The sequence below is a fragment of the Haloglomus irregulare genome, from assembly GCF_007421925.1.
Lineage (GTDB): Archaea > Halobacteriota > Halobacteria > Halobacteriales > Haloarculaceae > Haloglomus > Haloglomus irregulare.
The window spans coordinates 241,078-265,420 of record NZ_QMDX01000005.1; the positions used below are offsets into that span (position 1 = coordinate 241,078).

The window sequence follows — 24,343 nt, forward strand, 5'->3', positions numbered from 1 at the left end:
GACCGCCCATGAGCGAGCATCCACCGGAGGAGGGGTCCACGGACCCGCCGACCGACGGTCCGACCGCGCCCGACCGTCTCGTCGCCCTGCGCCGCGACCTTCATCGCCATCCCGAACCCGCGTGGCGGGAGTTCTACACCACCGCGCGTATCATCGAGGAACTGGAGCGTATCGGCGTCGACGAGCTCCACGTCGGCCCGGACGCGCTGGCAGTCGACGAGCGGCTGAACGTCCCCGACGACGCTGAACTGGCCGAGTGGCGCGAGCGCGCGCTCGAGGCGGGCGCGGACCCGGAACTGGTCGACCGGATGGCCGGCGGCAACACCGGGGCCGTGGCGGTCCGCCGGCAGGGGGACCACGAGACCGGCCCGACCATGGCGCTCCGTGTCGATATCGACGGGCTCCCGCGGGCCGAGTCGACCGCCGACGCCCACCTCCCGGCGCGGGAGGGGTTCCGCTCGGAGACGGGCGCCATGCACGCCTGCGGGCACGATGCCCACGCGACGTTCGGAATCGGCGTCCTCGACCGTGTCAGGGCCAGCGACTTCGAGGGGACGCTGAAGCTGCTGTTCCAACCCGCAGAGGAGGTCATCGGCGGCGGGAAGCCGCTGGCACGGTCGGGCCACCTCGACGACGTGGACTACCTGCTGGCGGTCCACGTTGGGCTGGATCACCCGACCGGCGAGGTGGTCGCGGGGATCGACGGGTTCCTCGCAGTGACACAGCTCCGGGCGGCGTTCAGCGGTGAGGGGGGCCACGCCGGCGCGCGCCCGGAGGAGGGCCGCAACGCCATCCAGGCGCTGGCGACGGCGGTCCAGAACCTCTACGCCATCCCGCGGCACAGCGAGGGGGTCACCCGCGTCAACGCAGGGCAGGTCGGCGGCGGCACGGCGACGAACATCATCCCCGAGGCCGCGCATCTGGAGGGCGAGGTCCGCGGCGAGACCACCGACCTCCGCGAGTACATGGACGACCGCGCCCGCCAGGTCATCGCGTCGGCGGCCGAGATGCACTCCTGCGAGGCCGACCTCAGCATCAAGGGCCAGGCCCCGTCGGCAGCCAGCGACGAGGCCATCGTCGACCTCGTCCACGGGTTCGCCGATGGGGTCGAGGGTGTCGACTCCGTGCTCCGCCGGGACGACCTCGGCGGGAGCGAGGACGCCACCGAACTGATGCGTTACGTCCAGGAGCGTGGCGGCCTCGCGGCCTACCTCTGCGTCGGAACGGACCACCCCGGCGGCCACCACACCGCCACGTTCGACGTGGACGAGCGGTCGCTCCCCATCGGCGTCGAGCTGCTGACCGGGACGGTCCTGGCACTCGCACGGGAGCGGCCCGCCGCCGACTGACGGCTCCACGCCCCGAGGATTATATGTCGTGGTGTGGTATCGATGCACATGACCCGGGCGAACATCGACCGGCTGACCGAGTTCTGCCGCGAGCATCTCGCCGACGCGGTCCGGGCGGTCGGTATCGTCCACGACGACGAGGTCGACCCGGCCTACATGCGCGAGGACCTCCAGCGGCGGTACACGGACGCGGAACTGGAGGGACTGGAGGACGCCGCCGTCCGGACCTCCGAGGCGTTCCAGGGGCTCAACACTTACCAGACGTCGCTGGGGCAGTCCCACGCCGGGCTGTTCGCCTTCGAGGACGCCTTCCTGCTGCTCATCTCCTGTGGTGAGGACGAAGCGGCCTACGTCTCGCTGGACCGCTCCGTGAGCGAGGACCTGTCGGCGTTCATCAAGCGCTGCAACGACCGACTGTTCTCGGGGTCGCCGGCCTGAGGCGGGCCCGGTCAGTCCGCGGCGGCGCCGGTCCCGTTGTCCAGCGCGACCAGCTCCTCGACGTCCGGCACCTCGGCCTCCTGCTCCGTGATGATCTCGACCCGGCGGGTGAGCTTGTCCCGCGAGTAGGCGATCATCGCGCCGGGGTCCGAGATGACCTCGTACGCGTTGTTGTTCTTGGCGACGTGGACCATCAGGTCCTGCAGGGTGTCACGGACGACCTGCGGGCCGACAGCACCCTCCTGCACCCACTCGCGGAGCTTGCGGACCCCCCAGCCGACGTGGCGGCCCTCGTCGCTCCGGATGTAGCCGATCCCCTCCAGCACGCCCGGCAGGTGGGGCATCTCGCGCTCCGTGATCTCGCTGTCGTCCGGGCCGTAGATCTCCTGGAAGGAGTAGTAGCCCGTCTGGGCCATCACGCTCTCGATGACGACGTGGTAGTGGGCGATGGCCGTGGCCATCTGCTCGACGGAGTCGTCCTGTAGCAGCTCGGCCATGTTGCGTTCGGTCTCGTCGAAGACGTGGACGTAGGAGTCGTTGAAGTAGTGCTCCGCCGTCGGCGAGTGGACCTCGTAGCCGAGTTCCTCGGCGGCCGGATTGACGACGTTCCGCCAGTACCGGTCGAAGAAGACCGCGTGCTTGGCCTCCTCGTAGATCTGGCTGGAGATGAACATCTGGTCGTTGATGTCGTCCAGCACGATGCTCATCGGCGCGAGGTCCTCGGTCACGGCCTCCTCGCCGGCGCCGAACTGCGCCAGCAGCTGGCGGAACTCGTCGAACTCCTCGGCGCTGGGGTCGTCCTCGATGAGCCGCTCGAGGTCCGTCTCCAGTTTCGAATCCGGGATGTCCTCGTACGGGTCCCAGTGGTTGTAGACGGCGTGTTTGAAGTAGCCCCCAGCGAACGAGTCCGGGTCGAGCCGCATCTCGCGACCGTCGTCTGCGTACCGTGACATGCCATCGTCACCCATGCCCCGATCGGATATGAAGATACTCCCCTGCCGGCGAGGGTCGTTTAAACACGAGCCGGCGGGTGGCGGCTCCGTCGGCTCCCCGCCCCCGGGCCCCTGCTCCGTGGCGAGCAGCGACACGCGAACTCCATGTTCGGCAGCCGTCGCCTGACAGCCGGTGGGTCCGTCGATTCGAACGTGTCCCATACCGGGTGCCGGCCGGTGGTAACTCGCCGGCTATCGTTCGGCGTTCGGATCGAGCAGCACGGGGAACCGGACCCGCTTTTCGGTAGCGCTATCGACACCGGGGGTCGTCCGGCCGACCCCCGCCCTGCTCGACCCCTGGCACGGTATCTCACTCGCGAGCGTCGTCGCTCGCCGATCCGGGGCCGCCGAGGCCCGCTGACGGCCTCGCGTGGCTGATTCCGATGACCGCCTCCCGCTCCACCGCGGGATTCAGACCCCATCTCGATGCGGGAACCGACCTCGTTCGCTCTGACGATGACAGAATGACGCGGTTCTCCACGTCCGGCGATGCGTTCGTCAGCGTATCTAACGGCCACACGGGGCCGACTCCCACCGGCGCGGACCCCCGTTGGCAGCAACGACAGGAAGGGGGCCCGCAGGCGTGCCGGGGGTCCACTCGATGGATCGCGTTCCTCACTGCGGTTTCGCCTGTGCCCGCTGCTCGGTGATATCCGTAGCGACGCCGGCGAGACGTTCTATCCTGCCGTCCGCCTCGACCGAATATATCTCCACCTCCAGCCACCGTGTTCCCCGGTCGGGATGCTGGATCCTGAACTGCTGCCGCTGGATATCGTCGACACGGTCGTTCCGCTGCCGTTCGACGTCCGCCTCCAGCCGACCGACGTCATCGGGATGGACGTGACGCATCCACGCGCTCGGGTCGTCCCGGAGCTCCGCCATGTCGACCCCATAGAGGGCTGCCGCCGCGGAGTTACAGTAGTAGAGCTCCGAGTAGTCCGCCCCGACGAGGAACAGTCCGTCGGGTACGGCCTCCGCCAGCAGTTCGAACCGCTGATTCACCTCCTGGAGCGTCCGCTCTCGGTCCTTGCGCTCGGTCACGTCACACGCGGAGACGACGAGGGACACGACGTCGCCCGTCCCGTCCGTCACTGGCCGGATGGCGCCTTCGACGCTGTACGGCGTTCCGTCCGGCCGTTCGAGGTCCGCCTCGTATTCGACGTATTCGCCCGTGGCGGCCTGCTGGACGTTCTCGCGAACGGCCGGCCGGGCTTCCTCGGACCACCACGGCGTGCTCCAGAACGGGTCCCCGACGACGTCCTCCTCGTCGGCGTCGATGTAGTCAAGCGCGGTTCGGTTGGCCTCGATGAGTCGACCACCGGTGCCGATCACGGCCACGAGGATGTTCGGATCGTCGAGGATCGCCTGATACCGGCGTTCGGTGGCCTGTAACTCCCGCTCCCGTTCCTTCTGATCCGAGACGTCTCGCACGGTGCAGACGAGCTCACCGCGGTCGGTCAACGCGAGCGTGTGGTCGACGGGCACCGTAGTCCCATCCGATCGGAGGCTGACGGTCTCGCCGTGCCAGTAGCCCGTTCGCTCGACTTCCGGGAGGATCTCGCCTCGGACCTTCGGGACGTCGGCATCCCGATAGGCGAGTGTCCAGTGCTCGCCGACCATCCCCCCGGGGTCGTAGCCGTGGATGTCCGCGAACCGTCGGTTGACGTAGACGTAGTGCCCGTCCTCGTCGAGGATGCTGATCCCCTCCTGTGCGGTTTCGATCGCCTCGAGCTGACGGTCGCGTTCCCGCTCGGCGTCCCGTCGCTCGACGGCGTTCCGGACCCGGTTGGCGAGGATGGTGTACTGGTCGGTCCCGCGCTCCTTCTGGAGGTAGTCGGTCACGCCCGCGGAGATCGCCTCGCTGGCGACCTCCTCGGACCCCTTCCGGTGAACAGGACGAACGGGAGGTCCGGAAACCGCTCCCGGACGGCCCGCAGGAACTCGATGCCGTCCATACCGGGCATATTGTAGTCCGAGACGACGCAGTCCGGTGGGTCATCATCGATGCATCGTAATCCCTCGTCGGCGCTGGTCGCCGTCTCGACGGTGAACCGGTCGTCCTCGCGTTCGAGATACGCTCGGGTTAAATCGGCGAAATCCGGCTCGTCGTCGACGTGGAGGACCTGGATCCAGTGGCGAGCAGCGTTTGTCATGACGTATGCTGTTGTGAGCATCGTAAAAATAGTTCAGCAGGATTCTCAGGAACAGAAGTCGTCGCCGTGCTGTTTACCCCCCGTATGTGTCGTCCAATAGTAGACGGTCGGTGGATCGGCCGAGGTCATCCGCAGCCGAGGCGGGCGCTACCAGGTTCCGTGGAACGTGTCGAACGACAGTTCGTCCAGCGGCTTCTCCCCGATGGCGATCTCGTACTCGCCCGGCGTCAACATGGGCTTCTTGAACTGCGGGCCGTCGTCGGTGGTGATGCGGGGACAGCCCGTGTTGACGAAGGCGTCCATGTCGAAGTTGACGAGCCGGTCCGGCGTGATCTCGTCCATCGTGATGAGGTAGGCGTCGTCGTTGGCCTCGACGATCTCGTTGGCCACGTCCCAGCGCCCCTGGCCGATCTTCGTGCAGAAGATGACCCCGAACGTCTCGGCGTCCATCGCGCGGTGGACGGCGCCGTAGCGCTGCTTGAGGAACTTCTCCGTGTCGGCAACCGTCACGACGTTGTTGACGGGGTCGGCGATGACGACGTCCTTCTCGGGGTGCTCCATCGCCAGCCCCAGCGGGTGGAACTTGCCGCCGCCGACGTAGAGGATCTGGTCGGCGTCGATGTCGGCGGAGGCGTAGTTGCAGCCGAGTACCTGCCCCTCGTGGGTGAGTCGGTCGTCGCCGCGGCGGGTGTGGACGGTGAAGTCGCGCTCCTCCAGCCAGGCACGCATCTCGTCGAACTTGTTCATATGCTGGGCGGTCGTGACGAGGCCGACATCGGGGTCCTCGGCCGGATTCGCGAGTTCGGAAAGGGACTCCTGCATGATGGGGGCCACGTCGACGTTCGAGAACAGCGGGACGTAGATGATGGAGTCGGACTCCTTCATCGGGGAGTGGCCGAAGTGGACGAACACGTCCGTCCGGCGCATGAGGTAGGTGTCGAGGTCGCAGGCGCCATAGCAGGGCTGCCCGGACAGCATCACCCGTACGTCGTCGGGCAGCAGCCCCCGGAGGTCGTCGGTGACGTTCGGACCGCGCCGTTTGAGCCCCTCGGGGAACTGGAGGCCGACCTTCTCGGCGCCGCGTTCCTCGACGGCCTCGACGATTCGTTCGAGTTCGTAGTCCCAGGTGCGTTCGTGCTTGAGCGCCATCCCGGTCCGCGTGAGGTCCCCCTCGGTCCGCTCGGGGGTGTCGGCGTCATGGCTCATTACCGGACGTACCGGCCCGAACGGGATAACGTCCGTGATTACGCGTCTCGCCTGGAGCGGCGACGGCCCCGGACGGCGGCCTGCACGCCGGGTCGCGGCGAGGGGCGGCTCCGTTCGGCAGACATAAACGGAGCCGGTTCCAACTGCTGGTAATGAGCATCGAATCGACGGAGGCGGAGGGCGACGAGGAGGCCGACCACCCCGCCGCGCGGGCGACGGAGCTGGCCACGGAGCTGGGGGAGGTCATCACGGAGCTGCCGGCCTACCGCGAGTTCATGGAGAGCAAGGCGGCCGTCGAGAGCGACGAGGAGATCCAGCAACAGGTCCGGGAGTTCGAGCAGCTCCGCGAGGAGTTCATGCTCGCCCGGCAGACCGGCGACGCGACCAACGAGGACCTCCGCGAGCTGCAGACGGCCCAGCAGGAGCTCAACGAGATCCCCGAGATGGCGGAGTTCCAGGCCGCACAGAACCGACTGGAGCTGTCGCTGCAGGAGCTGAACGAGTCCATCTCCGCCCCGCTCGAGGTCGACTTCGGCGGGAAGGCCGGCGGCTGCTGCGAGGACTGAGCCGCGACGACCGTCCGGACCTTTTTGCGCCGACCCCTCGACCGCCGAGCCATGCGTGACGCACTCCGCGACGGCGAGTCAGTGGTCGGGACCTGGGCCTCGCTGGCCGACCCCGCCGTCCCCGAACTGCTCGCCCCGGACGCCGACTTCGTGCTGCTGGACACGGAACACACCCCGAACGGGCTGGAGACGGTGGCCGACTGTGCCCGTGCCGTCGACGCCGCGGCGGGTGACGCGATCCCGCTCGCCCGGGTCGCGTGGAACGACCCCGTCCGCATCAAGCGGCTGCTGGACCTCGGCGTGGCGGGCGTGATGGTGCCGATGGTCGAGTCCGCTGACGAGGCCCGTGCGGCGGTCGAGGCCTGCCGCTACCCACCCGATGGCGTCCGGGGTATCGCGACCGCCCGGGCCTCGGCGTACGGCCGCGAGTTCGAGTCCTACGTCGAGCGCGCCGCCGCCGAGACCCTGACGATACTGCAGGTCGAGACGGAGGCGGGCGTCGAACACGCCGCCGACATCGCGGCCGTCGACGGGGTGGACGCGCTGTTCGTCGGGCCGGCGGACCTCTCCGCGAACCTGGGCGTCTTCGGCGAGTGGGACGACCCGGAGTTGGCCGGCGCCATCGGGACGGTGCTCGCGGCCGGCGACGACGCCGGAACGCCCGTCGGGACGCTCGGCGCCGACCCGGAGCAGGTGCGAGCACTGGGGTCGATGGGCTTTGACTTCCTCATCGCCGGCGTCGACACGGCACTGCTACTGTCGGGGGTCGCCGACGCGGTCGGGGCCGCCCGTGACGTCCTGGAGTGACCGGTGCGGCCGCGACTGCGGAAACCAAAGCCCGTATATCGCCCTCGCCGCTTACCCGGGGTAAGATGGTCACCGTCAGCGTCATCGGTTGCGGGAACATGGGGAGCGCTCTGATTGCGGGGCTCTCACGAGCCGGCGGCCACGAGATAGTCGCCGCCGACCTGGACACCGACGCCCTTGCCGCGGTCGAGGAGCACTGCACCCGGACCACCACCGACCCGTCCGAGGCCGACGACTCCGAGGTCGTCTTCGTCGCCGTCAAGCCCGACATCGTCGGCGCCGTCCTCGACGACATCGACGTGCCGGCCGAGAGCGTCCTCGTTACCATCGCGGCCGGCGTGACGACCGACTACGTCGCCCCCCGGACGGACGCGCAGGTCGTCCGGCTGATGCCGAACCTGGCGGCCGAGACCGGCACGATGGCCGGCGCGGTGGCGGGCGACCCCGTCCCGGACGTCGTTCGGGACCTGCTGGCCGACCTCGGCGAGTACGCGGAGATCGAGGAGTCGCTGATGGACACCGCGACCGCGCTGAACGGCAGCGGCCCCGCCTTCGTCTTCTACCTCGTCGCCGCCATGCGGGACGGCGCCGTCGCCGAGGGGATGGACCGTGAGGCGGCCGAGACGCTGGCCGCCCAGACCTTCAAGGGCGCCGCCGAGACCGTCCTCCGCTCGGACCGGAGCATCGAGGAGCTCATCGACGCCGTCTGCTCGCCGAACGGGACCACCATCGAGGGGATGGAGTCGTTGTGGGACAGCCCGGTCGAGGACGAGGTCGCGGCGGCGGTCGAGGCGGCCGCCCGGCGCTCCCGCGAGCTCTCCGCGGAGGTCGGCGATGAGTGAGGGCGCGAGCGAGACCGTCGCGACCGCGGAGTTGGAACGGGCACGACAGCTCGCGGCCGACGCCGACCGGGTGCTGGTGAAGATCGGCACGAACTCCCTCACGGACGACGACTCGAACCTGGACAACACGAAGCTGGACAAGCTCGTCGACGACGTCGAGGACCTGCTCGGCCGCGGGAAGGAGGTCATCCTGGTCTCCTCGGCCGCCATCGTCTCCGGCATCGGTCGCGTCGGGCTCGACCACAACGACCGGACCGTCGAGGAGGCCCAGGCGCTGTCGACGGTCGGGCAGAGCCACCTGATGCACCGATACAACGCGAGCTTCGCCCGCCACGACCGGACGGTCGCCCAGCTCCTCCTCACCGAACACGACCTGGAGAACCCCGAGCGGTTCACCAACTTCCACAACGCCATCGAGACGCTGCTCGACTGGGGGATCGTCCCGATCATCAACGAGAACGACGCGGTCGCGACCCAGGAGATCGAGATCGGGGATAACGACATGCTGTCGGCGTCCATCGCCATCGGCGTCGGCGTGGACCTGCTGGTGATGCTGACCGACGTCGACGGCGTCTACACGGGGAACCCGAAGCACGACGCCGCCGCCGAGCGCATCGAGGCCGTCGGCCGGAACTACGCTGCCGTCGAGGACGTCATCTCGAGGAGCGCGGACGCGGAGTTCGGCGGCATCCGGACCAAGGTCGAGGGGGCCCGCGATGCCAGCGAACACGGCATCCCCGCGGTCATCGCCGGCTCCGCGGAGCCGGACGTGCTGGACCGAATCGCTACTGCCAAGCCGGTGGGGACGCTGTTCGTCCCCGTGAACGGGGCCACCGATGACTGAAGATGACACCCGGACCAAGGTCGCAGCGGCGGAGCGCGCAGCCCTGAAACTGGCCACTCTCCCGGACGCCGAGCGGAGCGCGGCGCTGCACGACGTCGCCGACGCCATCGACGCGGAGCGCGAGCGCGTGCTCGAGGCCAACGAGCGCGACGTGACCGAGGCCGAGGCGCTCCTCGAGCAGGGTGAGTACAGCCAGGCGCTCGTCGACCGGCTCGACCTCGCCGGCGGCAAGCTCGACAGCATCGTCGAGATGGTCCGGTCGGTCGCCGAGCAGGAGGACCCGCTCGGCCGGACACTGTCGGCCCGGCATCTCGACGACGACCTCGACCTCTACAAGCAGAGCGTCCCCATCGGCGTCATCGGCACCGTCTTCGAGAGCCGGCCGGACGCCCTGGTCCAGATCGCCGCGCTCAGCCTGAAGTCGGGCAACGCGGTCATCCTGAAGGGCGGCAGCGAGGCCGCCCACTCCAACCGCGCCCTCTACGAGATCATCGTCGAGGCGACGGCCGACCGGCCCGACGGCTGGGCCCAGCTCATCGAGGCCCGCGAGGACGTCGACCGCCTGCTGGGGATGGACGAGGCGGTCGACCTCCTCATGCCCCGTGGCTCCTCGGAGTTCGTCCAGTACATCCAGGACAACACCTCCATCCCCGTGCTCGGCCACACGGAGGGCGTCTGCCACGTGTTCGTCGACCGCGAGGCCGACCTGGAGATGGCGGGCGAGGTCGCGCTGGACGCCAAGGTCCAGTACCCCGCGGTCTGCAACGCCGTCGAGACGCTACTGGTCCACGCTGACGTGGCCGCCGACTTCCTGCCGGGGATGGTCGGGACGTACCGCGAGCACGACGTGACCCTCCGCGGGTGTGAGCGGACGCGCGAGGTCGTCGACGTCGCCGCCGCCACGGAGGCGAACTGGTCGAGCGAGTACGGCGATCTCGAACTCGACATCCGGGTCGTGGACTCGCTCGTCGACGCCGTCGACCACGTCAACACGCACGGCTCCAAGCATACGGAGTCGGTCATCACCGAGGACGCCGACCGCGCCGGCCGGTTCATGCGCGGGGTCGACTCAGCGAGCGTCTTCCACAACGCCTCCACCCGCTTCGCCGACGGCTACCGCTACGGTCTCGGCGCCGAGGTCGGCATCAGCACGGGCAAGACCCACGCCCGCGGCCCGGTCGGGCTGGAGGGCCTCACGACCTACAAATGGTATCTGGAGGGTGACGGCCAGCTCGTCGGCACCTACGCCGGCGACGACCCGCGGCCGTTCCGGCACGAGGCGTTCGACGGGGAGTGGAGCCCCGGCCGCCTGTCGGGGGAGTGACCGCCGTGGCCGGTCGTGTGCTCGCGACACCATCTGACCGGGATTGATACCCCGACGCTCCCTACGTGACGACGATGAACAGGCGCAGCTATCTGGCGCTCGCGGGAACGGCCGTCGCGGGCGGCCTGGCGGGCTGTTCGACGGACGGCCCCGGCGGCTCGGGCGGGTCGAACGGTTCCGACCCGTCCGGCGGGGACGGCTCCGACGACGGCTCCGGTGACACCGGGCCCGATGACGGCGAGTCGGTCGAGTTCACCGTCGAGACGGTCGCTGACGGGTTCACTGCCCCCTGGAGCGTCGCGCCGCTCCCGGACGAGTCGGCACTGCTGGTGACCGAGCGGGTCGGGGAGCTCCGGCTGGTCGACCCCGAGACGGGCGATCGCGACCGCGTCCCGGGGGCGCCGACCGTCGCCGCCGCCGGGCAGGGCGGCCTGCTCGACATCGCCTTCCACCCCGACTTCCCGGAGCCGAACTGGGTCTACCTCACCTACGCGGCGGGCGACGGGAGCGGCGCCTCGACCACCCACCTCGGCCGGGGGCGGCTCGATACCGACGCCCCGCGGCTCCGGTCGTTCGAGCGGCTACACGCCGCCGAGCCGCACGTCGAATCGAACGGTCATTTCGGCTCCCGGGTCGTCTTCGGGCCCGACAGGTTGGCCTACGTGAGCGTCGGCGACCGGCAGTTCAAGGACTTCGGCCCGGACCACGTCGCCCAGGACCGGACCAACGAACTCGGCTGCACGCTCCGGCTCGCGCCGGACGGGTCGGTCCCGGACGACAACCCGTTCGTCGACGACGAGGGCGCCGATGCGGTGTTCAGCTACGGCCACCGCAACGCCCAGGGGATGGCCGTCCACCCGGAGACGGGCGCCATCTGGCAGAGCGAGTTCGGCGAGCAGGACGGCGACGAACTCAACCGGCTGGAGCGCGGCGCCAACTTCGGCTGGCCGGTCGCCGACGAGGGCTGTACCTACGGTGGCGGGGACCCCATCGGGGTCCCCCACGACGAGCGCGACGACGTCGTCGCGCCGATGTACTCCTGGCCCTGCCCGGACGGCGGGTTCCCCCCCAGCGGCATGACGTTCTACGACGGCGACGCCTTCCCGGCGTGGCAGGGCGACCTCCTTGTCGGCGGCCTCGCCTCGCAGTACCTCGCCCGGTTGACAGTCGACGGCGACGACGTGGCCGAGGGGTCATCGCTGCTGGCCGACCGCGGTTGGCGGGTCCGGGACGCGGAGGTCGGCCCGGACACCGGCCACCTCTACGTCGTCGTCGACGGCGACGACGCCCCCATCGCGCGGCTGGTCCCGGACGAGGAGTCGGCGAACGACGGAGGTTACTGAATTCCCGTTCCGTTTTGCTTCCAGAACCCGATATGAGATGCGAACGTCGACAGTTCGTCGGATATCCGACAGTCACGTCGTGCCCGTGTCGTCCCGCCGCCGGGCGAACCACACGCGGAACCCGCCGTAGGTCACCAGTCCCCAGGCGCCGGCGGCGACGAGGCCGGCGTACCGCCGCGCCGCGAGTGCCGCACCGACGAGTCCCAGGCCGCCGGCGCTCGCGACGCCCGGGCGGTCCCAGAGGGTGAGGAGCCGGTCCGGGTAGCGGAGGAAGAGCCACTCGACCAGGGCGGCGGCACCGACCCCGAGCGCCGTCGCGCTCGGCCGTCGGAGCTCGTCCAGCGCACCGTCCCGGGCCAACAGCGCGAGCAGTGCGGCAAGCGCCCCGGCCGCGAGCCAGTCGTCCCGTCGCCGCGGGTCCATGGCGGTCGGTCGGCCGGTGGCGACCTATGCGTTCCGGCGCCGAGGAGGAACGTTCAACCGCCGCCCCCACGCAAGCGACCCCATGTGCGCACACGAACTCGGCGCGTCGGACTGGGGCGACTGGCTGCCACGGGCGGTCGCCTCGGCCGACCCCGACGGGCTGGACCTCTGGTATCTGGGCTGTAACGGCTTCGTCCTGAAGGCCGCCGACGGGACGACGGTGGTCATCGACCCGTACTGTGGGACCGGCGACCCGCCCCGGACCGTCCGGATGGTTCCCGTTCCATTCGACCCGGGGACGTTCGCCGAACTCGTCGACCCGGACGCGGTACTGGCGACCCACGAGCACTCCGACCACGTCCATGGGCCGACACAGCGGCCGCTCGTGGCCGGCGGCGCCGACTACATCGCGCCTGACGACTCGCTGGCGGTGGTCCGTGAGGAGGGCTGGACCGACGCGGCGGGCGTCACGGAGGCGGCCTTCCACGAGGTCGCGGCGGGGGACACCGTCGAACTGGGGTCGCTGACCCTCGACGTGGAGCCGGCAAACGACCCCGACGCCAGCCATCCCGTCTCGTACGTCATCGACGCCGGGACGGGGACCTTCTTCCATGGCGGGGACGCGCGGCCGGGCGAGGCGTTCGCGTCCGTCGGGGAGCGGTACGACATCGACCTCGGGGCGCTTGCCTTCGGCTCCTCCGGGATGCTGTTCGACGAGGCCGCCGGCGAGCCGGTCTACAAACGGTGGTACTCGTCGCCGAACGAGGTCGCCGAGGCCGCCGACCAGCTCCGGCTGGACCGGCTCGTCCCCACGCACTGGGACATGTGGAAGGGGCTGACAGCGGACCCGCGGTCGGTGCGGGACCACACGCGCTCGTTCGCCCACCCCGAGGCCGTGGCGGTGGCGGAGATCGGCGACCGGCTCTCGCTCTGACGGGCACGGTCGCCGCTCCCGTGGGCCGGTCGCGGCCGCCTACGGCCCCCGCGGAACGGGCTTCAGGGTAGCTTTATGGGAGTGAGGTCGCTGGTTGGAGGTAGACATGAGCAACGCCGACTCGGAGGAGGTGAGCGTGGTCGTCGAACGGGGGGGGTCAGGGTGGAGAAGTCGTTCGAACCCGACGATTTCCCGGTTCCGGCCATCGCCTTCGTCATCCACGCCGGCCGCGGCGAGACGACGGACGTCCGCATCGTCGACCGGGTCCCCGATGACGTCCCCGCCCAGGATATCGGCTTCCATCCCAAGTACGGGGCCGACTTCTGGACCGTCGAGGACGACGAAATCGTCTTCGAGCGGGAGTTCGAGGCCGGCGAGGAGTACACCACCGTCTACGGGCTCCGTGCGAAGGACACCGAGGACGTCAGCCGGTTCCTGACGGACCCGGCCATCGAGGGGGTCGAGGGCGAGGAGACGGTCAGCGACATCATCGGCGACGAGTCCGAGGCGGACGCCGACGGCGCGGCCGAGGACGAGGGGGCCGACGGGACCGCCGACACGTCGATCCATCTCGACGACCCGACCGGTGCCGACCTGGGGGGGGACGAGGCGTCCGACGAGGAGGCGGCGGGATCCGACCCGGCAGAGGCCTCCGCCGACGACCTGGAGTCCGCCATCGCGGACATCGACGGGACCGAGGCCGACGAGGAGTCCGTCGCGCCCGAGCCGAACGAGCCGGCGGACGGGTCCGAGCCCACCGCGGCGGTCCGGACCGCGACGGACGGGGCGGCGGCCCACGACGCCGGCGGGGCCGTGACGCCGGCGGACCTCGCCGCGGCGCTGGCCGCGGAGGTCCGCGCCGGCGAGGTCGCCGACGAGGACCTCGACACGCTCCGTGACGCCCTCGGTGCTGCGGACGACGACTCGGAGGAGAACGTCCCGGGGCACGTGGAGGCCAAGCTCGACAAGCTCCAGGCCGATGTCGACGAGGTCGTCGCCTACACCGGCGCCCTGGAGTCGTTCCTCGACGACGCGGGGACCGCCGACGACCTGCTCGCGATGCGTGAGGAGTTCGACGACCTGCTCGATAGCCTCGACGACGTCGAGGGGAGCGTCGCCGGAATGGAGGACCGGCTCGACGAGGTGGCGGCGGCGACGGATTCGCTCGAGGGGAGCGTCGAGGAGCTCCGAGCGGACCTCGCGGAACTGGAGGACGGGCTCGGCGAGAACCTGGACGACCGGGTCACGGACCTCGAGGACGAGCTCGACGAGATGGATGAGGACATCCAGACGCTGGAGAACCTGCGGCAGGCGCTGGCCGGCGACTGAGAACCGGACGGCTTTTTGCTCGTTCTCACGACCCGTCGCCAATGACGACCGTGCAGGTCGCGGTGCCACGGAAGGGTCGCCCGCTGGAGGCCGTGCTGGAACGGGTGGCCCACCATGCCGGACCCGCCGCGGACGCGACCGAGCGCGCCGACGAGGTGGTCTCGACGCTCCGCTTCGAGAAGGCCGTGACCAAGCGCGACCGGACGGCCGACCGTTCGGTCTACGAGCGGCTGGCGGACTACTCCGACCCGTCGGACCCGTACGCCCCCGAGTTCACGCTGTTCCGCGACGCCCGCGACGGGTTCCCCCGGCGGGTCGCCTTCGACTCGCTGACCGTCCCCACCGAGGCCGGCGACGTCCAGCTGGTCGGCCGGGAGGAGCCGTTCCGGGCGCTGCGGAAGCACGAGTTCGCGCTCGGCTTCGACTCGGCCGACCTCGTCCTGGAGGAGGTCGTCGAGCTCCGGCCGGAGCCGTTGGCCACGCTGGCGGACGTGAACGAGCGTATCGACCCCCGGGACACGGACGTCCGGGTCGCGGGCGGCCTCGGGGACACGGTCTACCACACGCTGCTGGCGACGCCCGAGACGCGCGGCGACGGCGGGCGGCCCCTCGACCGCTCGTTCGTCGCCGGCCACGAGGGCGACCTCTGCATCTCGCCGCGCTACGAGCGGCTCGTCGAGGCCGTCATCGGGACGGACGCCCTGGATGACATCACGTTCTGCTACCCCGGCGAGGACGTCGACGAGGAGGAGGCCGCCATCGCCGAGGCCGGGCTCGGGGTGTATCTCACGGTCACGGGCTCGACGGCCCGGGACAACGGCCTGCTGGTGGGCGAACAGCTGTTCCCCTCCGAGACCGTGCTGCTGGAGAACGTCCACGAGATGGATGAGCGCGCGGCGGCGCTGGCGGAGCTACTCATCGACGAGTCCGAGACGGAGCTCGTCGCGCCGGCCTCGGACTGAGTGGGGCCGTCAGCCCGGCGCGATGCCGGCACGTCCTGCCCGCCGACGGTCGTCTCCTCGCCTCCGACTCGCCGGCCGGGCCCCGGTGGATGGCCGACGCGGGGACGGCCGCGTCGGCCTCCCGGATGCTCTCCCCTCGCCGAGGACGGGAAGCTCGGAACGCGTCATCCCGGTGGTGTCGGTCCTTTCCTGAATCGCCATCCGGTTGACCTGCGGGTCATCGACAGCCGGTCGGTCGGGCGAGAACCGGGCCGAATCCGAGGTGATGCACGCTCCGCGAAGCGTATGCCTGGCTCGACCGATACGATTCCCGCGTAACGACCCGCCCCTGGGTCGGCGGATTCGGGTGGAGCGGCCCGCTCGCGCCATCACAGGAGTGCGATGGCGGCCCTCGTCGCGACGAACAGCGAGGCCATCCCGAAGATGTCGCCGGCGGTCGTCATCGCCGGGCCGACGAGGTCGTCGGGGTTCATCCCGCGCCGGTAGCCGACGAACACCACGACGACGATGACCACCGTCAGCGCGACGCCCGCCAGTGCGCCCCCGAGGAGCGCGATGAAGACGAGCACCCGGAGCGGGGCGACCGACGTGTCGAGAACCGAGAGGATGCCGAACGTGAGCAGGGCCGCGGCCAAGCTGGCGGCGAGGCCGTTGAGCAGCGCGGCGAGGACCGCGTTCACCAGCCGCTCGTTCGGCTCGAAGATCGGCTCGATGAGCCCCTGGTGGAGCGCGCTGGAGAGCCGGGACCCGAGCGAGCCGTAGACGCTCCCGCGGATGGCGAGGAAGGCCGGGACCATGACGAGCAGGCCCCGGACGGTCCGCAGCTCCGTGTCCATCCCGCCGAGGATGGTGCCCGCGAGCAGCCCGCCGACGGCGCTCAGCATGACGACCGGGAGCGCGCTGCGGTAGGCGTTCGAGACGACGGAGCGGACTGACATGCGACGACGCGAGGCCGTACGGGGAACTAGACAAAAAGCGTGGTCACTCCCGGGGTCAGGGGACGAGCAGCTGGACGACAGCGAACAGCACCAGGACGCCGAGCACGTCGCAGACGTTCGTGACGACGGGGATGACGACGTCGTCGGGGTCGAGTTCGGCCCGGTAGGCGGTGTAGGTGGCGACGACGGTGACGACGATGGCGAGCACCGCGAGTATCAGTCCGCTGGCGAGTGCGACGGCCACAACGCGCCAGACGGAGAGCTGCGGGTCGCCAGTCACTGCGACGATGGCCCAGCCACCGGCGCCGACCGCCGGGAACACGCTCACCGCGAGCAGCACGGTCGTGATGGTGTTGCCCAGCAGCTTCTCGTCGGTCGGGTCGAAGCTGAGCAGGCCCAGATGGAACGCGGTCGACATGCGCGCCGACAGGATGCTCCCCAGGTTACCGGCGGTCCCGATCATCACCGGGACCAGCACGAGCAGCGTGGGGTACTGCAGCAGCGTCACCTCGAACGAGCCGAGCGTCAGCCCGCCGACCAGCTCCAGCGCGGTCAGCGCGAGCAGGATGGGGAGGAGCGCTCTCGTTATCGAGGGCACGGACCAGCTCTCGGCCATGCTCAGGCTACCCGCGGGAGCCGGCGGGCGTTCCCGAGGGCGGACGCGGTCGGGTCGGGGCCGCCCTGGCACATACCGAACGCGTGACACAGCAGCGGCTTAACCTCCGGGGGTCGGCCGGAGTCAGGGGTAGCGGGTGTGTGCGGGTGATTCCGCAGGGGCCGTCCATGCGACCGCGCCGTCGATTCGGTATAGCGATATACGGTGTACGAGTCCGGCAGGCGACAGCGGGCCGACACCGGTCACTCCCGAAGCGAGTAGATATTGGCCTCGTACACCTCGCGCACGCGGTCGCCCCAGTTGTGCGTGTAGGTGTCGATGATGTCCTGGGCGACGTCCCCGCGGAGATACTTCACGACGCCGCGGTCACCCGTCCGGTCCCGGAGGTGGGTGGTGAAGAAGTGCCGGAAGTAGTGGGGTGTGACGTTCTCCTCGGCGCCGCCACCGGCCTGGTACCAGCCGGCCTCGCGGGCATGGTCCGTGACGAACGAGCGGACCATCTTCGGGGTGAGGCGAGCGCCCCACTCGTCCTTCGTGCTGCAGAAGAGCGGCTCCGCGGAGGACTTGGCGTCCGGGCGGACCGCGAGCCATCGCTTGAGCGCCCCCGCGAGCTCGTCGTCGACGGGAACGACCGTGTCGCGCTTGCGCTTGTTCGAGGCCCCCCGTTCCTCGCCGTTGTACGTCTCGCCGCGGGACGGGCCGCTGGCGACGTAGATGGAGGCCGGACGGCCGTCGAGGCCGCCACGCGGCGGGATGTCGTACGTCCCGCGGACCTCGGGGTCCGTCAGCGAGACGTCCCGGAGGTCCAGATTACAGCACTCGCCGACCCGCATCCCGGTCTTCAAAAGCGTGAGGACCACCGCGTGCTCCAGTGGATGCTCGATGTCGCCGACGAACGCACGCATCCGTGGGAGGCCGATCTCCCGGCGTGCGGGATCCGTATCGATAGTCTCGTCCATCTCGTCGGTCACCAGCGCCATCGGGTTCCGACCGAAGGTGCCGACCTCGACCATGTACCCGTAGAACCGGTGGAGGTAGGAGGCGTAGGAGGCGACCGTACTGTCCGCGTACTCCCCACGGAGCCGGTGGACCCAGGCCATACAGTCGCGCCGGTCAGCGTCGGCGAGTGTGGTCCCGCGCTCGCTCATGAACCGCTCCGCCGAGCGGAGGACCCGCTCGTAGGCGTCACGGGTTCGCTCGGTCTTGCCGTGGTAGGTCAGGTCCTCGAGGAAGTACCCGACCGGGTCCTCGACGGCCGCCACCTCGCCGGACCGGGCCTCACTCATCCTCGACCACCGTGTACCCGCCGTGGCGACCGCTGTGCCTGACCCGGCCGGCGGACTGGAGATCGTCCAGCGCCGCCTCCAGCCGGTCCTCGATGTCGGCAGTCAGGCCGGCGACGAGCTCGTCCCAACCGAGATGGCCGTCCGGTTCCAGAAGCTCGAGGACGCGCTCTTGGAGGCCGTCACCCTGGGGGGCAGGGTCGGCTTCGCGGCCCTCTCCGGGGTTGTGGTCAGTAACCGTTTCATCATCCGGTTCCATGCCGTCCGCCGGGTGCCCTGATCCGGATATCTGAGGCCCACTCCCGCCCGTTCCATCCAGATCGAAGCTCCGGCGGCCGGCCTGAACCATCAGCCGTACGTACTCGCTGCGGCTCACACCCATCGACTCGGCCTCGGTCGCCCAGGTCGCGCGCTGGTACGCCGGGACGTAGGTGCTCACCGAGACCCGTTCGGTTTCGACCCCGTCGCTACTCATGGACAACCAGTTGCGTGGACGCCACTTCAATCTGCGTCAGACGCGACGATAAGTGGCCTTATCATCCTCCGTGATAGCATCAGACCGGGGCTCCGGGGGCGTATATCGGCGAAAACGAGGCATGGTCCGATACCCGACTCAGATACGACGATAACTCATGGCCAGTCGGAATCGTCCTCGACCGTCGGTGCGTCGGACTCGGAGGCCGTGGAGTCGCCCAGCTCCCAGTCGGCCCGCTCGGCGGCCTCCGAGAGCGGGAGGCGTTCCCAGCCCTCGGCGGTCGGGAGGGCATCGTCCGGGACGACGAGCACGTAGCGCTCCGTATCGTGGTGGGTCCGCATGTGCTCGAGCGTCTCGGCGGCGGGAGCCGGCTCCGGCGGAAAGTCGTTCTCGACCGCGTGCTCGCGCGTGAACTTCGTGAGCACGTGCGGCGGCTGGTCGGTGACCACGCCGACGTGCTCGCTCCAGCGCCGGGCGTCCGCGACAGTCCCCGCCGGGTCCGTGACCCGACGCAGCGCCGCCAGGTCGAACGCTAACGTCAGTCCTGTCGCCACATCCGTATGTAGCAACCGGACGGGCCTAAGCGTAGCGACCTCGCCCGCGGGACCGGCGGCAACCCCTGTTCTGACATGAACGTTTATGATGGATGGGTGCATTTCGAGGAACACGAACGATGCTCGCTGTACCCGTACGCAACTGATCCTCCGCCCGACGGCCGCAGCGGCATCGACGCGCGAACGTACACTGACCCACCAGACACGATGCAGAACACCGATCATACAGCCCCGATGGTTCCGATGATGACCGACCCGACGACCCACACGACGCGCACCGACGGCGGTGAGACCGGCTCGGAGCACAGCACGCGTCGCTCCGAGCGACCGCCCGGGACGGCCTGCGCCGAGGCGGATCGCCACCGCGAGGAGATCGAACCCGGCGCGGCCGATCTGCGATAACCGGCGTACCCGTACGGTTACCGCGTAATATCCGTCTCCACCGCACAGTCCGATAGTGACTTCAGTAACCGGCGATACAGCCGGGAAACGGCTACCCGAACCCACTTTTGGCGAACCTAAAAACTCAAGTATCCGCCCGGGAACACGGCAGTATGAGCCACCAGCGGGCGACCGATGTCACCGCGGACCGGGACTCGACGGCGTTCACCTTCGACGACCTGAGCGTCGTGATGGGCACGTACAACGAGGAGGCCGCCATCGGGACGGTGCTCGAGGACATCGAGCGCGTGACCGACGGCCGTGCGGAGGTCGTCTGTGTCGACGGCTCAGATGACGGGACGCCCAAGATCGCGCGTGAACACGGTGCGACGGTCATCGAGCAGGAACCCCAGGGGTACGGCGTGGCCGTCCGAGAGGCGCTGTTGTCGGCCTCTCGCCCCGTCATCGTGACGACGGACTGCGACGACACCTACCCCATGGAGGCGCTCCCGGAGTTCCTGGACCTCATCAGCCAGGGGTATGACGTGGTCTCGGGCGACCGCCTCTACTACGGCGCCGACGCCATGCCAGCCTTCAACCGCTTGGGCAACGCCGCGTTCGCCGCCCTCGCGTCCGCCCTGATGGGCGAGCGTGTCCACGACACGACGACCGGGATGCGCGCGTACCGCCGAGAGGTCATCGAGAAGATCGAGTGGACGGAGAACACCGGCCTCTCCGCGGAGCTGCTCATCCGCCCGCTGATGCGGGGGTACGAGGTCCGCGAGGAGCCGATCACGTACGCCGAGCGCGCGGGCGAGACGAAGCTCGACCCCATCCAGGGCGGTGCGGAGATCCTGAAATCCATCGTGGCAGTCTCGCTCGCCGAGCGGTTCCGGTAACCGGGTCGGTCGCACCCGTCTCTCTCACGCGTTTGCCCGCTCCTCCGTTGAGGCCGTGTTCGACCGCGAACTCGTAAACCGTATATCGCTATACCAAAATCGAAGCGACGCGACCCCCTGACGCGTCCTGTTCCCCGCCCGCCCGAGATCAGGGGCGGCCACGGTCTGAGGTCGACGGGACCTCGCGGGGGCGCCAGATCATATCATCGAACCGAACATACGTCCCGACCGATACGTGGTGATGGCCCGAGAGGGGTGAGTATCGACGGATTGCATACTCGGAGTGAGTGTTCAGCAGTCACGGACAGCCGAGATGGATGTAAGAACCAATCGCGACACTTACCTTTCGCAATGCCAAGCGGGGAGTCAACTCGCGGTGGGAACGAGGAGGAACTACGGTCGGTATCGCGCCGCGGTGCCATGTCGATGGCCGGGATGCTCGGACTTGCCGGACTCGCGGGGCCGACCGTCGCGGTGCAGGACGAGGGCGGCGGACGCGGAGGGTCACCGAGGAGTACCGGAGAGATCGGCGCCGTCACGAACCCGGCATTCGTGACGAACGCGCAGGGCGAGCGCGTTCCGGAAGGTGATGAACTCGTCTTCGATACGGGCCCTGTATCGATCCCGCTCGACAGGTTCGTCGAGGCCGACGACCAGTACGACAACACGCTGTTCCCGTCCCTGAACGACTCGCGACAGTTGGTGGTGAAGCCCCCCGAAGGGTACACCCGCGGAACCGGGGATACGGACTACGATGCGCCGTGGCCGCCACTGCGATGGAGCGACGTGGCGGGGACTGGTGGAACGGCGAGTGTCGGTCCGATGGTTCCCGAGAGTTCCGATGGGGACGGCGGCACCCGGATCACCATCGAGGTCGAGAACGCCATCCCGAACGCACAGTACACCGTCTGGGTCGTCAAGTTCGCGTCGTTGAAGGATCCGAACGACGAGCGGTTCCAGGATAACCCGTTCGTCAGCCCCGCGGGTAACGGTCTGGTCGGGTTCCACAACCTCGGTCAGAAGTTCGGTGGGCCGGGGGATTCCGAGAACGCCTTCACGACCGACGAGAACGGAAACGGTAGTATCGACCGGGTCAACGAGGGCGGCCGGCTGAGCGGCGTGCCCGGCTTCAATCCGCTCGGTGACGACCCCCTCGAGGATGGGCCGGTCCCGTTCGTGGGCGAGTCCGAGGATTACGAACAGAGCGAGGGCCAGCTCAACCGGATCCAGTCGGTTCTCGGGATGGAGGATCAGATCTCCTTCGTCGGCGCGTACCACTACGACGACCAGACCTGGGGTGTCTACCCCGGACCCTGGCATCTCAACCAGTTCGGCGTGTCGTTCGTGTTCAACTGATCGCGGGGACCGGACGCCCACGAGATATCCGTATCTGCGGAGTTCACCGTGGTCGGTCCGAGTGGTGCCGTCCGTCGACCGCTCGCCCGACAGCCGCGGCGACACCGGCAGAGTCGGTGGGGGGAACCCGCTTACTCCCCAACTGTGGGGCCCGACACCGGCCGGTCGGGGAACACGGCATGACGACCCGCCCGGCGGACCGGTATATAGCTGTTGCCACCACCGGGACGCCGCGAGAGGCGAGCTCGTGTGCCGGAGGGCACGGCGGGGACCGGAATGTCGGGCTCAGAACACCATCGCGGTCGCCCCGAGACCGATGGCGGCGACGCCGACGCCAATCAGCCCGAGTGCGAGGACGAGCAACACGGCGGTCCGGACGCGACCGGACGTGGATTCCGTCATCAGCTCCTCGCCGGCCCGGCGCCGGGACCGGTACTCGCTGAACGTCAACGGGTCGAGCGCCTCGGTACCACACTCCGGGCAGGACTCGGGCCGGTCCTCGAACAGCTGGTCGCATCCCACACAGGCGAATCCCCCTTCCATACGCGTTCCTGAACGTCCGTTCCTCATCCTACTGCTGCCGAAGCTGCCCGGTGGTTGAACTGTGGCCGTCGCGCGCGGCAGCCGCCGGGCTGACGAGCGCGACCGTCGCCCCGTCTCCCACCAGGGCGGTGTCGCCGGGCCTGGAGACCGGCCATGGCCGAACGGTTATGCCCCTCCCGCATGCGATGAGACCATGCCGCCACGAACGGCCACCTACGACTACATCGTTGTCGGCGCCGGGTCCGCGGGCTGTGTGCTCGCCAACCGACTGAGCGCGGACGACCAGAACACGGTCCTCCTGCTGGAGGCCGGCGACCCGGACGACCAGCGGGAGATCCATATCCCTGCAGCCTTCTCCGAACTGTTCCACGGGGAGCCCGACTGGGACTACGACACGGAGCCCCAGCCGGAGATGAACGGCCAGGAGCTCTACTGGCCCCGCGGGAAGACGCTGGGCGGCTCCTCCAGCCTCAACGCGATGATCTACATCCGTGGTCACGCCGCGGACTACGACGAGTGGGCGAGCCGTGGCAACGGCGGCTGGGGGTACGACGACATGTTGCCGTACTTCGAGCGGGCCGAGGACTTCCGCCCCGGCGCCGCGGAGTACCACGGGACGGACGGGCCGCTGGCGGTGAGTGAGCCACGCTCGCCCCGCAACCTCTCGCAGGCGTTCGTGGACGCGGCCGCCGCGGTCGGCCACGAGCGCAACGACGATTTCAACGGCGCCCAGCAGGAGGGCGTTGGCCATTACCACCTCACTCAGAAGGAGGGCCAGCGCCACAGTACCGCGGCCGGCTACCTGAAGCCGGTGCTCGACCGGCCGAACCTGACGACCCGGACCGGCGCGCGGGCGACCCGCGTCGTGCTCGACGGCGACCGCGCGACCGGCGTCGAGTTCGAGGCCGACGAGGGTCGTGTTCGCGCGGACGCGAGCGAGGAGGTGCTGGTGTCGGCGGGCGCGGTCGACTCCCCCAAGCTGTTGATGCTATCGGGAATCGGCCCGGCCGATCACCTCCGCAAGCACGATATTACGGTCGAACAGGACCTGCCGGTCGGCCAGCATCTTCAGGACCACCTGTTCTCGTTCGTGGTCTACGAGTGCGAGAGCGGCTGGCATTCCACCCTGGACGACGCAGGCGGGCCCATCGACCTCGCGCTCTACTTCGGCGCCAAGCGGGGCCGGCTCACCTCCAACGTCGCCGAGTCCGGCGGTTTCGTCCGCACGGCGGGGGACCTCGATGCGCCGGACCTACAGTTCCACTTCGCGCCGGGCTACTACATGCGCCACGGGTTCGACAACCCCGACGAGGGCCGCGGGTTCTCCATCGGGGTGACCCAGCTCCGACCGGAGAGCCGCGGCGAGATCCGACTGGCGTCGGCGGACCCGTCCGACGATCCGGAGATCGACCCGAACTATCTGGGCGAACAGGCCGACATGGACGCCCTGGTCGAGGGGGTCCGGCAGGCCCGGGAGATCGCTCGGGCCGAGCCGTTCGACGACGTCCGCGGCGACGAGGTGTGGCCCGGCGAGGGGCGGACGACCGAGGCGGAGCTGGTCGAGCACGTCCGCGAGACCTCCCACACCGTCTACCACCCGGTCGGCACCTGCCGGATGGGGAGCGGTGACGACGCGGTCGTGGACGACGAACTCCGCGTCCACGGGCTTGACGGCCTCCGTGTCGTCGACGCCTCCATCATGCCGACCATCACCGGCGGCAACACGAACGCGCCGACCATCGCCATCGCCGAGCGAGCCGCCGACCTCATCCGGGATCGGTAGGCG

26 protein-coding genes are annotated in these 24,343 nt (G+C 69.4%); 15 read left to right on the top strand and 11 right to left on the bottom strand.

All coding sequences use genetic code 11. The annotated features are described in order from the left end of the window. Positions 1-8 precede the first annotated feature (8 nt). The gene (locus DP107_RS10505) at positions 9-1,349 is read left to right on the top strand and encodes an amidohydrolase (RefSeq protein ID WP_144262116.1); all 1,341 of its coding nucleotides are present in this window, start codon (positions 9-11) and stop codon (positions 1,347-1,349) included. A gap of 48 nt (positions 1,350-1,397) precedes the next feature. After that, complete coding sequence (locus DP107_RS10510; RefSeq protein ID WP_144262117.1) at positions 1,398-1,787, top strand: DUF7522 family protein; 390 nt, start codon at positions 1,398-1,400, stop codon at positions 1,785-1,787. Between the two features lie 11 nt (positions 1,788-1,798). Here DP107_RS10510 and DP107_RS10515 read toward each other — a convergent pair whose 3' ends face one another. The 4 genes from DP107_RS10515 to dph2 all read right to left on the bottom strand — a co-directional run bounded on the left by DP107_RS10515 (position 1,799) and on the right by dph2 (position 6,138). Further along, positions 1,799-2,740 (bottom strand): ferritin family protein, encoded by a 942-nt coding sequence (locus DP107_RS10515; protein ID WP_144262118.1) that lies wholly within the window; start codon positions 2,738-2,740, stop codon positions 1,799-1,801. Positions 2,741-3,394: 654 nt separating this feature from the next. Next, positions 3,395-4,621: a PAS domain-containing protein gene (locus DP107_RS20495; RefSeq protein ID WP_202877383.1), complete on the bottom strand. Its 1,227-nt coding sequence runs from the start codon at positions 4,619-4,621 to the stop codon at positions 3,395-3,397. Continuing rightward, positions 4,618-4,932: a response regulator gene (locus DP107_RS10525; RefSeq protein ID WP_202877384.1), complete on the bottom strand. Its 315-nt coding sequence runs from the start codon at positions 4,930-4,932 to the stop codon at positions 4,618-4,620. Before DP107_RS10525 ends, DP107_RS20495 begins: the two co-directional genes overlap by 4 nt. 147 nt (positions 4,933-5,079) lie before the next feature. After that, the gene (gene dph2 / locus DP107_RS10530) at positions 5,080-6,138 is read right to left on the bottom strand and encodes a diphthamide biosynthesis enzyme Dph2 (RefSeq protein WP_144262119.1); all 1,059 of its coding nucleotides are present in this window, start codon (positions 6,136-6,138) and stop codon (positions 5,080-5,082) included. Between the two features lie 152 nt (positions 6,139-6,290). On the opposite strand from dph2, the gene DP107_RS10535 reads away from it, so the two are divergent. From DP107_RS10535 to DP107_RS10560, 6 genes are all read left to right on the top strand, one after another. Next, positions 6,291-6,704 carry a YlbF family regulator gene (locus DP107_RS10535; protein ID WP_144262120.1) on the top strand — a complete coding sequence of 138 codons (414 nt, stop codon included), beginning with the start codon at positions 6,291-6,293 and terminating at the stop codon, positions 6,702-6,704. 51 nt (positions 6,705-6,755) lie between these two features. Further along, positions 6,756-7,511 (top strand): HpcH/HpaI aldolase family protein, encoded by a 756-nt coding sequence (locus DP107_RS10540; protein ID WP_144262121.1) that lies wholly within the window; start codon positions 6,756-6,758, stop codon positions 7,509-7,511. 65 nt (positions 7,512-7,576) lie between these two features. Then, entirely contained in the window at positions 7,577-8,353 is a 777-nt protein-coding gene (proC, locus tag DP107_RS10545) for a pyrroline-5-carboxylate reductase (RefSeq protein ID WP_144262122.1), read from the top strand. Next, positions 8,346-9,197 (top strand): glutamate 5-kinase, encoded by an 852-nt coding sequence (proB, locus tag DP107_RS10550; protein WP_144262123.1) that lies wholly within the window; start codon positions 8,346-8,348, stop codon positions 9,195-9,197. Before proC ends, proB begins: the two co-directional genes overlap by 8 nt. Continuing rightward, positions 9,190-10,521 (top strand): glutamate-5-semialdehyde dehydrogenase, encoded by a 1,332-nt coding sequence (locus tag DP107_RS10555; protein ID WP_144262124.1) that lies wholly within the window; start codon positions 9,190-9,192, stop codon positions 10,519-10,521. The genes proB and DP107_RS10555 overlap by 8 nt, the downstream gene beginning before the upstream one ends. 74 nt (positions 10,522-10,595) lie before the next feature. Then, positions 10,596-11,864 carry a PQQ-dependent sugar dehydrogenase gene (locus DP107_RS10560; RefSeq protein WP_144262125.1) on the top strand — a complete coding sequence of 423 codons (1,269 nt, stop codon included), beginning with the start codon at positions 10,596-10,598 and terminating at the stop codon, positions 11,862-11,864. A gap of 72 nt (positions 11,865-11,936) precedes the next feature. Here the strand turns inward: DP107_RS10560 and DP107_RS10565 are convergent, their stop codons facing one another. Beyond that, positions 11,937-12,287 (bottom strand): hypothetical protein, encoded by a 351-nt coding sequence (locus DP107_RS10565; RefSeq protein ID WP_144262126.1) that lies wholly within the window; start codon positions 12,285-12,287, stop codon positions 11,937-11,939. 82 nt (positions 12,288-12,369) lie between these two features. Here DP107_RS10565 and DP107_RS10570 point away from each other — a divergent pair, with 82 nt between their 5' ends. The 3 genes from DP107_RS10570 (at position 12,370) to DP107_RS10580 (ending at position 15,512) form a co-directional block, all read left to right on the top strand. Next, a complete protein-coding gene (locus DP107_RS10570; RefSeq protein WP_144262127.1) occupies positions 12,370-13,221 on the top strand; it encodes an MBL fold metallo-hydrolase in 852 nt (283 codons plus the stop codon). Between the two features lie 162 nt (positions 13,222-13,383). Further along, on the top strand, positions 13,384-14,550 hold the full coding sequence (locus DP107_RS10575) for a hypothetical protein (RefSeq protein ID WP_144262128.1): 1,167 nt from the start codon (positions 13,384-13,386) through the stop codon (positions 14,548-14,550). A 41-nt stretch (positions 14,551-14,591) separates the two neighbouring features. After that, on the top strand, positions 14,592-15,512 hold the full coding sequence (locus tag DP107_RS10580) for a hypothetical protein (RefSeq protein ID WP_144262129.1): 921 nt from the start codon (positions 14,592-14,594) through the stop codon (positions 15,510-15,512). 368 nt (positions 15,513-15,880) lie between these two features. Here the strand turns inward: DP107_RS10580 and DP107_RS10585 are convergent, their stop codons facing one another. The 5 genes from DP107_RS10585 to DP107_RS10605 form a co-directional block, all read right to left on the bottom strand. After that, positions 15,881-16,450 (bottom strand): magnesium transporter, encoded by a 570-nt coding sequence (locus tag DP107_RS10585; RefSeq protein ID WP_144262130.1) that lies wholly within the window; start codon positions 16,448-16,450, stop codon positions 15,881-15,883. 55 nt (positions 16,451-16,505) lie between these two features. After that, on the bottom strand, positions 16,506-17,066 hold the full coding sequence (locus tag DP107_RS10590) for a magnesium transporter (protein ID WP_144262131.1): 561 nt from the start codon (positions 17,064-17,066) through the stop codon (positions 16,506-16,508). Positions 17,067-17,308: 242 nt separating this feature from the next. Next, positions 17,309-18,352: a tyrosine-type recombinase/integrase gene (locus DP107_RS10595; RefSeq protein ID WP_144262132.1), complete on the bottom strand. Its 1,044-nt coding sequence runs from the start codon at positions 18,350-18,352 to the stop codon at positions 17,309-17,311. Next, complete coding sequence (locus DP107_RS10600) at positions 18,345-18,824, bottom strand: DUF5805 domain-containing protein (RefSeq protein ID WP_144262133.1); 480 nt, start codon at positions 18,822-18,824, stop codon at positions 18,345-18,347. Before DP107_RS10600 ends, DP107_RS10595 begins: the two co-directional genes overlap by 8 nt. Positions 18,825-18,979: 155 nt before the next feature. Then, entirely contained in the window at positions 18,980-19,378 is a 399-nt protein-coding gene (locus DP107_RS10605; protein ID WP_144262134.1) for a DUF7124 domain-containing protein, read from the bottom strand. 96 nt (positions 19,379-19,474) lie between these two features. Here DP107_RS10605 and DP107_RS10610 point away from each other — a divergent pair, with 96 nt between their 5' ends. From DP107_RS10610 to DP107_RS10620, 3 genes are all read left to right on the top strand, one after another. Next, the gene (locus tag DP107_RS10610; RefSeq protein ID WP_144262135.1) at positions 19,475-19,780 is read left to right on the top strand and encodes a hypothetical protein; all 306 of its coding nucleotides are present in this window, start codon (positions 19,475-19,477) and stop codon (positions 19,778-19,780) included. Positions 19,781-19,932: 152 nt separating this feature from the next. After that, positions 19,933-20,658, top strand: coding sequence for a dolichyl-phosphate hexose transferase (locus DP107_RS10615; RefSeq protein WP_144262136.1), 726 nt, complete (start codon positions 19,933-19,935; stop codon positions 20,656-20,658). 426 nt (positions 20,659-21,084) lie between these two features. After that, positions 21,085-22,014 carry a hypothetical protein gene (locus tag DP107_RS10620; protein ID WP_185977265.1) on the top strand — a complete coding sequence of 310 codons (930 nt, stop codon included), beginning with the start codon at positions 21,085-21,087 and terminating at the stop codon, positions 22,012-22,014. Positions 22,015-22,299: 285 nt separating this feature from the next. On the opposite strand, the gene DP107_RS10625 is transcribed toward DP107_RS10620, so the two are convergent. Next, positions 22,300-22,536, bottom strand: a complete 237-nt coding sequence (locus DP107_RS10625) for a hypothetical protein (protein WP_144262138.1) — start codon at positions 22,534-22,536, stop codon at positions 22,300-22,302. Between the two features lie 214 nt (positions 22,537-22,750). Between DP107_RS10625 and DP107_RS10630 the strand changes: the two genes are divergently transcribed. Beyond that, positions 22,751-24,340, top strand: a complete 1,590-nt coding sequence (locus DP107_RS10630; protein WP_144262139.1) for a GMC family oxidoreductase — start codon at positions 22,751-22,753, stop codon at positions 24,338-24,340. Positions 24,341-24,343: the final 3 nt, after the last annotated feature.

What these genes read in the sequence shown, in the direction of transcription:
- DP107_RS10505 (WP_144262116.1), top strand. Translation starts at nt 9, where the DNA reads ATGAGCGAGCATCCACCGGAGGAGGGGTCCACGGACCCGCCGACCGAC.
- DP107_RS10510 (WP_144262117.1), top strand. Translation starts at nt 1,398, where the DNA reads ATGACCCGGGCGAACATCGACCGGCTGACCGAGTTCTGCCGCGAGCAT.
- DP107_RS10515 (WP_144262118.1), bottom strand. Translation starts at nt 2,740, where the DNA reads ATGTCACGGTACGCAGACGACGGTCGCGAGATGCGGCTCGACCCGGAC.
- DP107_RS10525 (WP_202877384.1), bottom strand. Translation starts at nt 4,932, where the DNA reads ATGACAAACGCTGCTCGCCACTGGATCCAGGTCCTCCACGTCGACGAC.
- dph2 (WP_144262119.1), bottom strand. Translation starts at nt 6,138, where the DNA reads ATGAGCCATGACGCCGACACCCCCGAGCGGACCGAGGGGGACCTCACG.
- DP107_RS10535 (WP_144262120.1), top strand. Translation starts at nt 6,291, where the DNA reads ATGAGCATCGAATCGACGGAGGCGGAGGGCGACGAGGAGGCCGACCAC.
- DP107_RS10540 (WP_144262121.1), top strand. Translation starts at nt 6,756, where the DNA reads ATGCGTGACGCACTCCGCGACGGCGAGTCAGTGGTCGGGACCTGGGCC.
- proC (WP_144262122.1), top strand. Translation starts at nt 7,577, where the DNA reads ATGGTCACCGTCAGCGTCATCGGTTGCGGGAACATGGGGAGCGCTCTG.
- proB (WP_144262123.1), top strand. Translation starts at nt 8,346, where the DNA reads ATGAGTGAGGGCGCGAGCGAGACCGTCGCGACCGCGGAGTTGGAACGG.
- DP107_RS10555 (WP_144262124.1), top strand. Translation starts at nt 9,190, where the DNA reads ATGACTGAAGATGACACCCGGACCAAGGTCGCAGCGGCGGAGCGCGCA.
- DP107_RS10560 (WP_144262125.1), top strand. Translation starts at nt 10,596, where the DNA reads ATGAACAGGCGCAGCTATCTGGCGCTCGCGGGAACGGCCGTCGCGGGC.
- DP107_RS10565 (WP_144262126.1), bottom strand. Translation starts at nt 12,287, where the DNA reads ATGGACCCGCGGCGACGGGACGACTGGCTCGCGGCCGGGGCGCTTGCC.
- DP107_RS10570 (WP_144262127.1), top strand. Translation starts at nt 12,370, where the DNA reads ATGTGCGCACACGAACTCGGCGCGTCGGACTGGGGCGACTGGCTGCCA.
- DP107_RS10580 (WP_144262129.1), top strand. Translation starts at nt 14,592, where the DNA reads ATGACGACCGTGCAGGTCGCGGTGCCACGGAAGGGTCGCCCGCTGGAG.
- DP107_RS10585 (WP_144262130.1), bottom strand. Translation starts at nt 16,450, where the DNA reads ATGTCAGTCCGCTCCGTCGTCTCGAACGCCTACCGCAGCGCGCTCCCG.
- DP107_RS10590 (WP_144262131.1), bottom strand. Translation starts at nt 17,066, where the DNA reads ATGGCCGAGAGCTGGTCCGTGCCCTCGATAACGAGAGCGCTCCTCCCC.
- DP107_RS10595 (WP_144262132.1), bottom strand. Translation starts at nt 18,352, where the DNA reads ATGAGTGAGGCCCGGTCCGGCGAGGTGGCGGCCGTCGAGGACCCGGTC.
- DP107_RS10600 (WP_144262133.1), bottom strand. Translation starts at nt 18,824, where the DNA reads ATGAGTAGCGACGGGGTCGAAACCGAACGGGTCTCGGTGAGCACCTAC.
- DP107_RS10615 (WP_144262136.1), top strand. Translation starts at nt 19,933, where the DNA reads ATGAGCCACCAGCGGGCGACCGATGTCACCGCGGACCGGGACTCGACG.
- DP107_RS10620 (WP_185977265.1), top strand. Translation starts at nt 21,085, where the DNA reads ATGGCCGGGATGCTCGGACTTGCCGGACTCGCGGGGCCGACCGTCGCG.
- DP107_RS10630 (WP_144262139.1), top strand. Translation starts at nt 22,751, where the DNA reads ATGCCGCCACGAACGGCCACCTACGACTACATCGTTGTCGGCGCCGGG.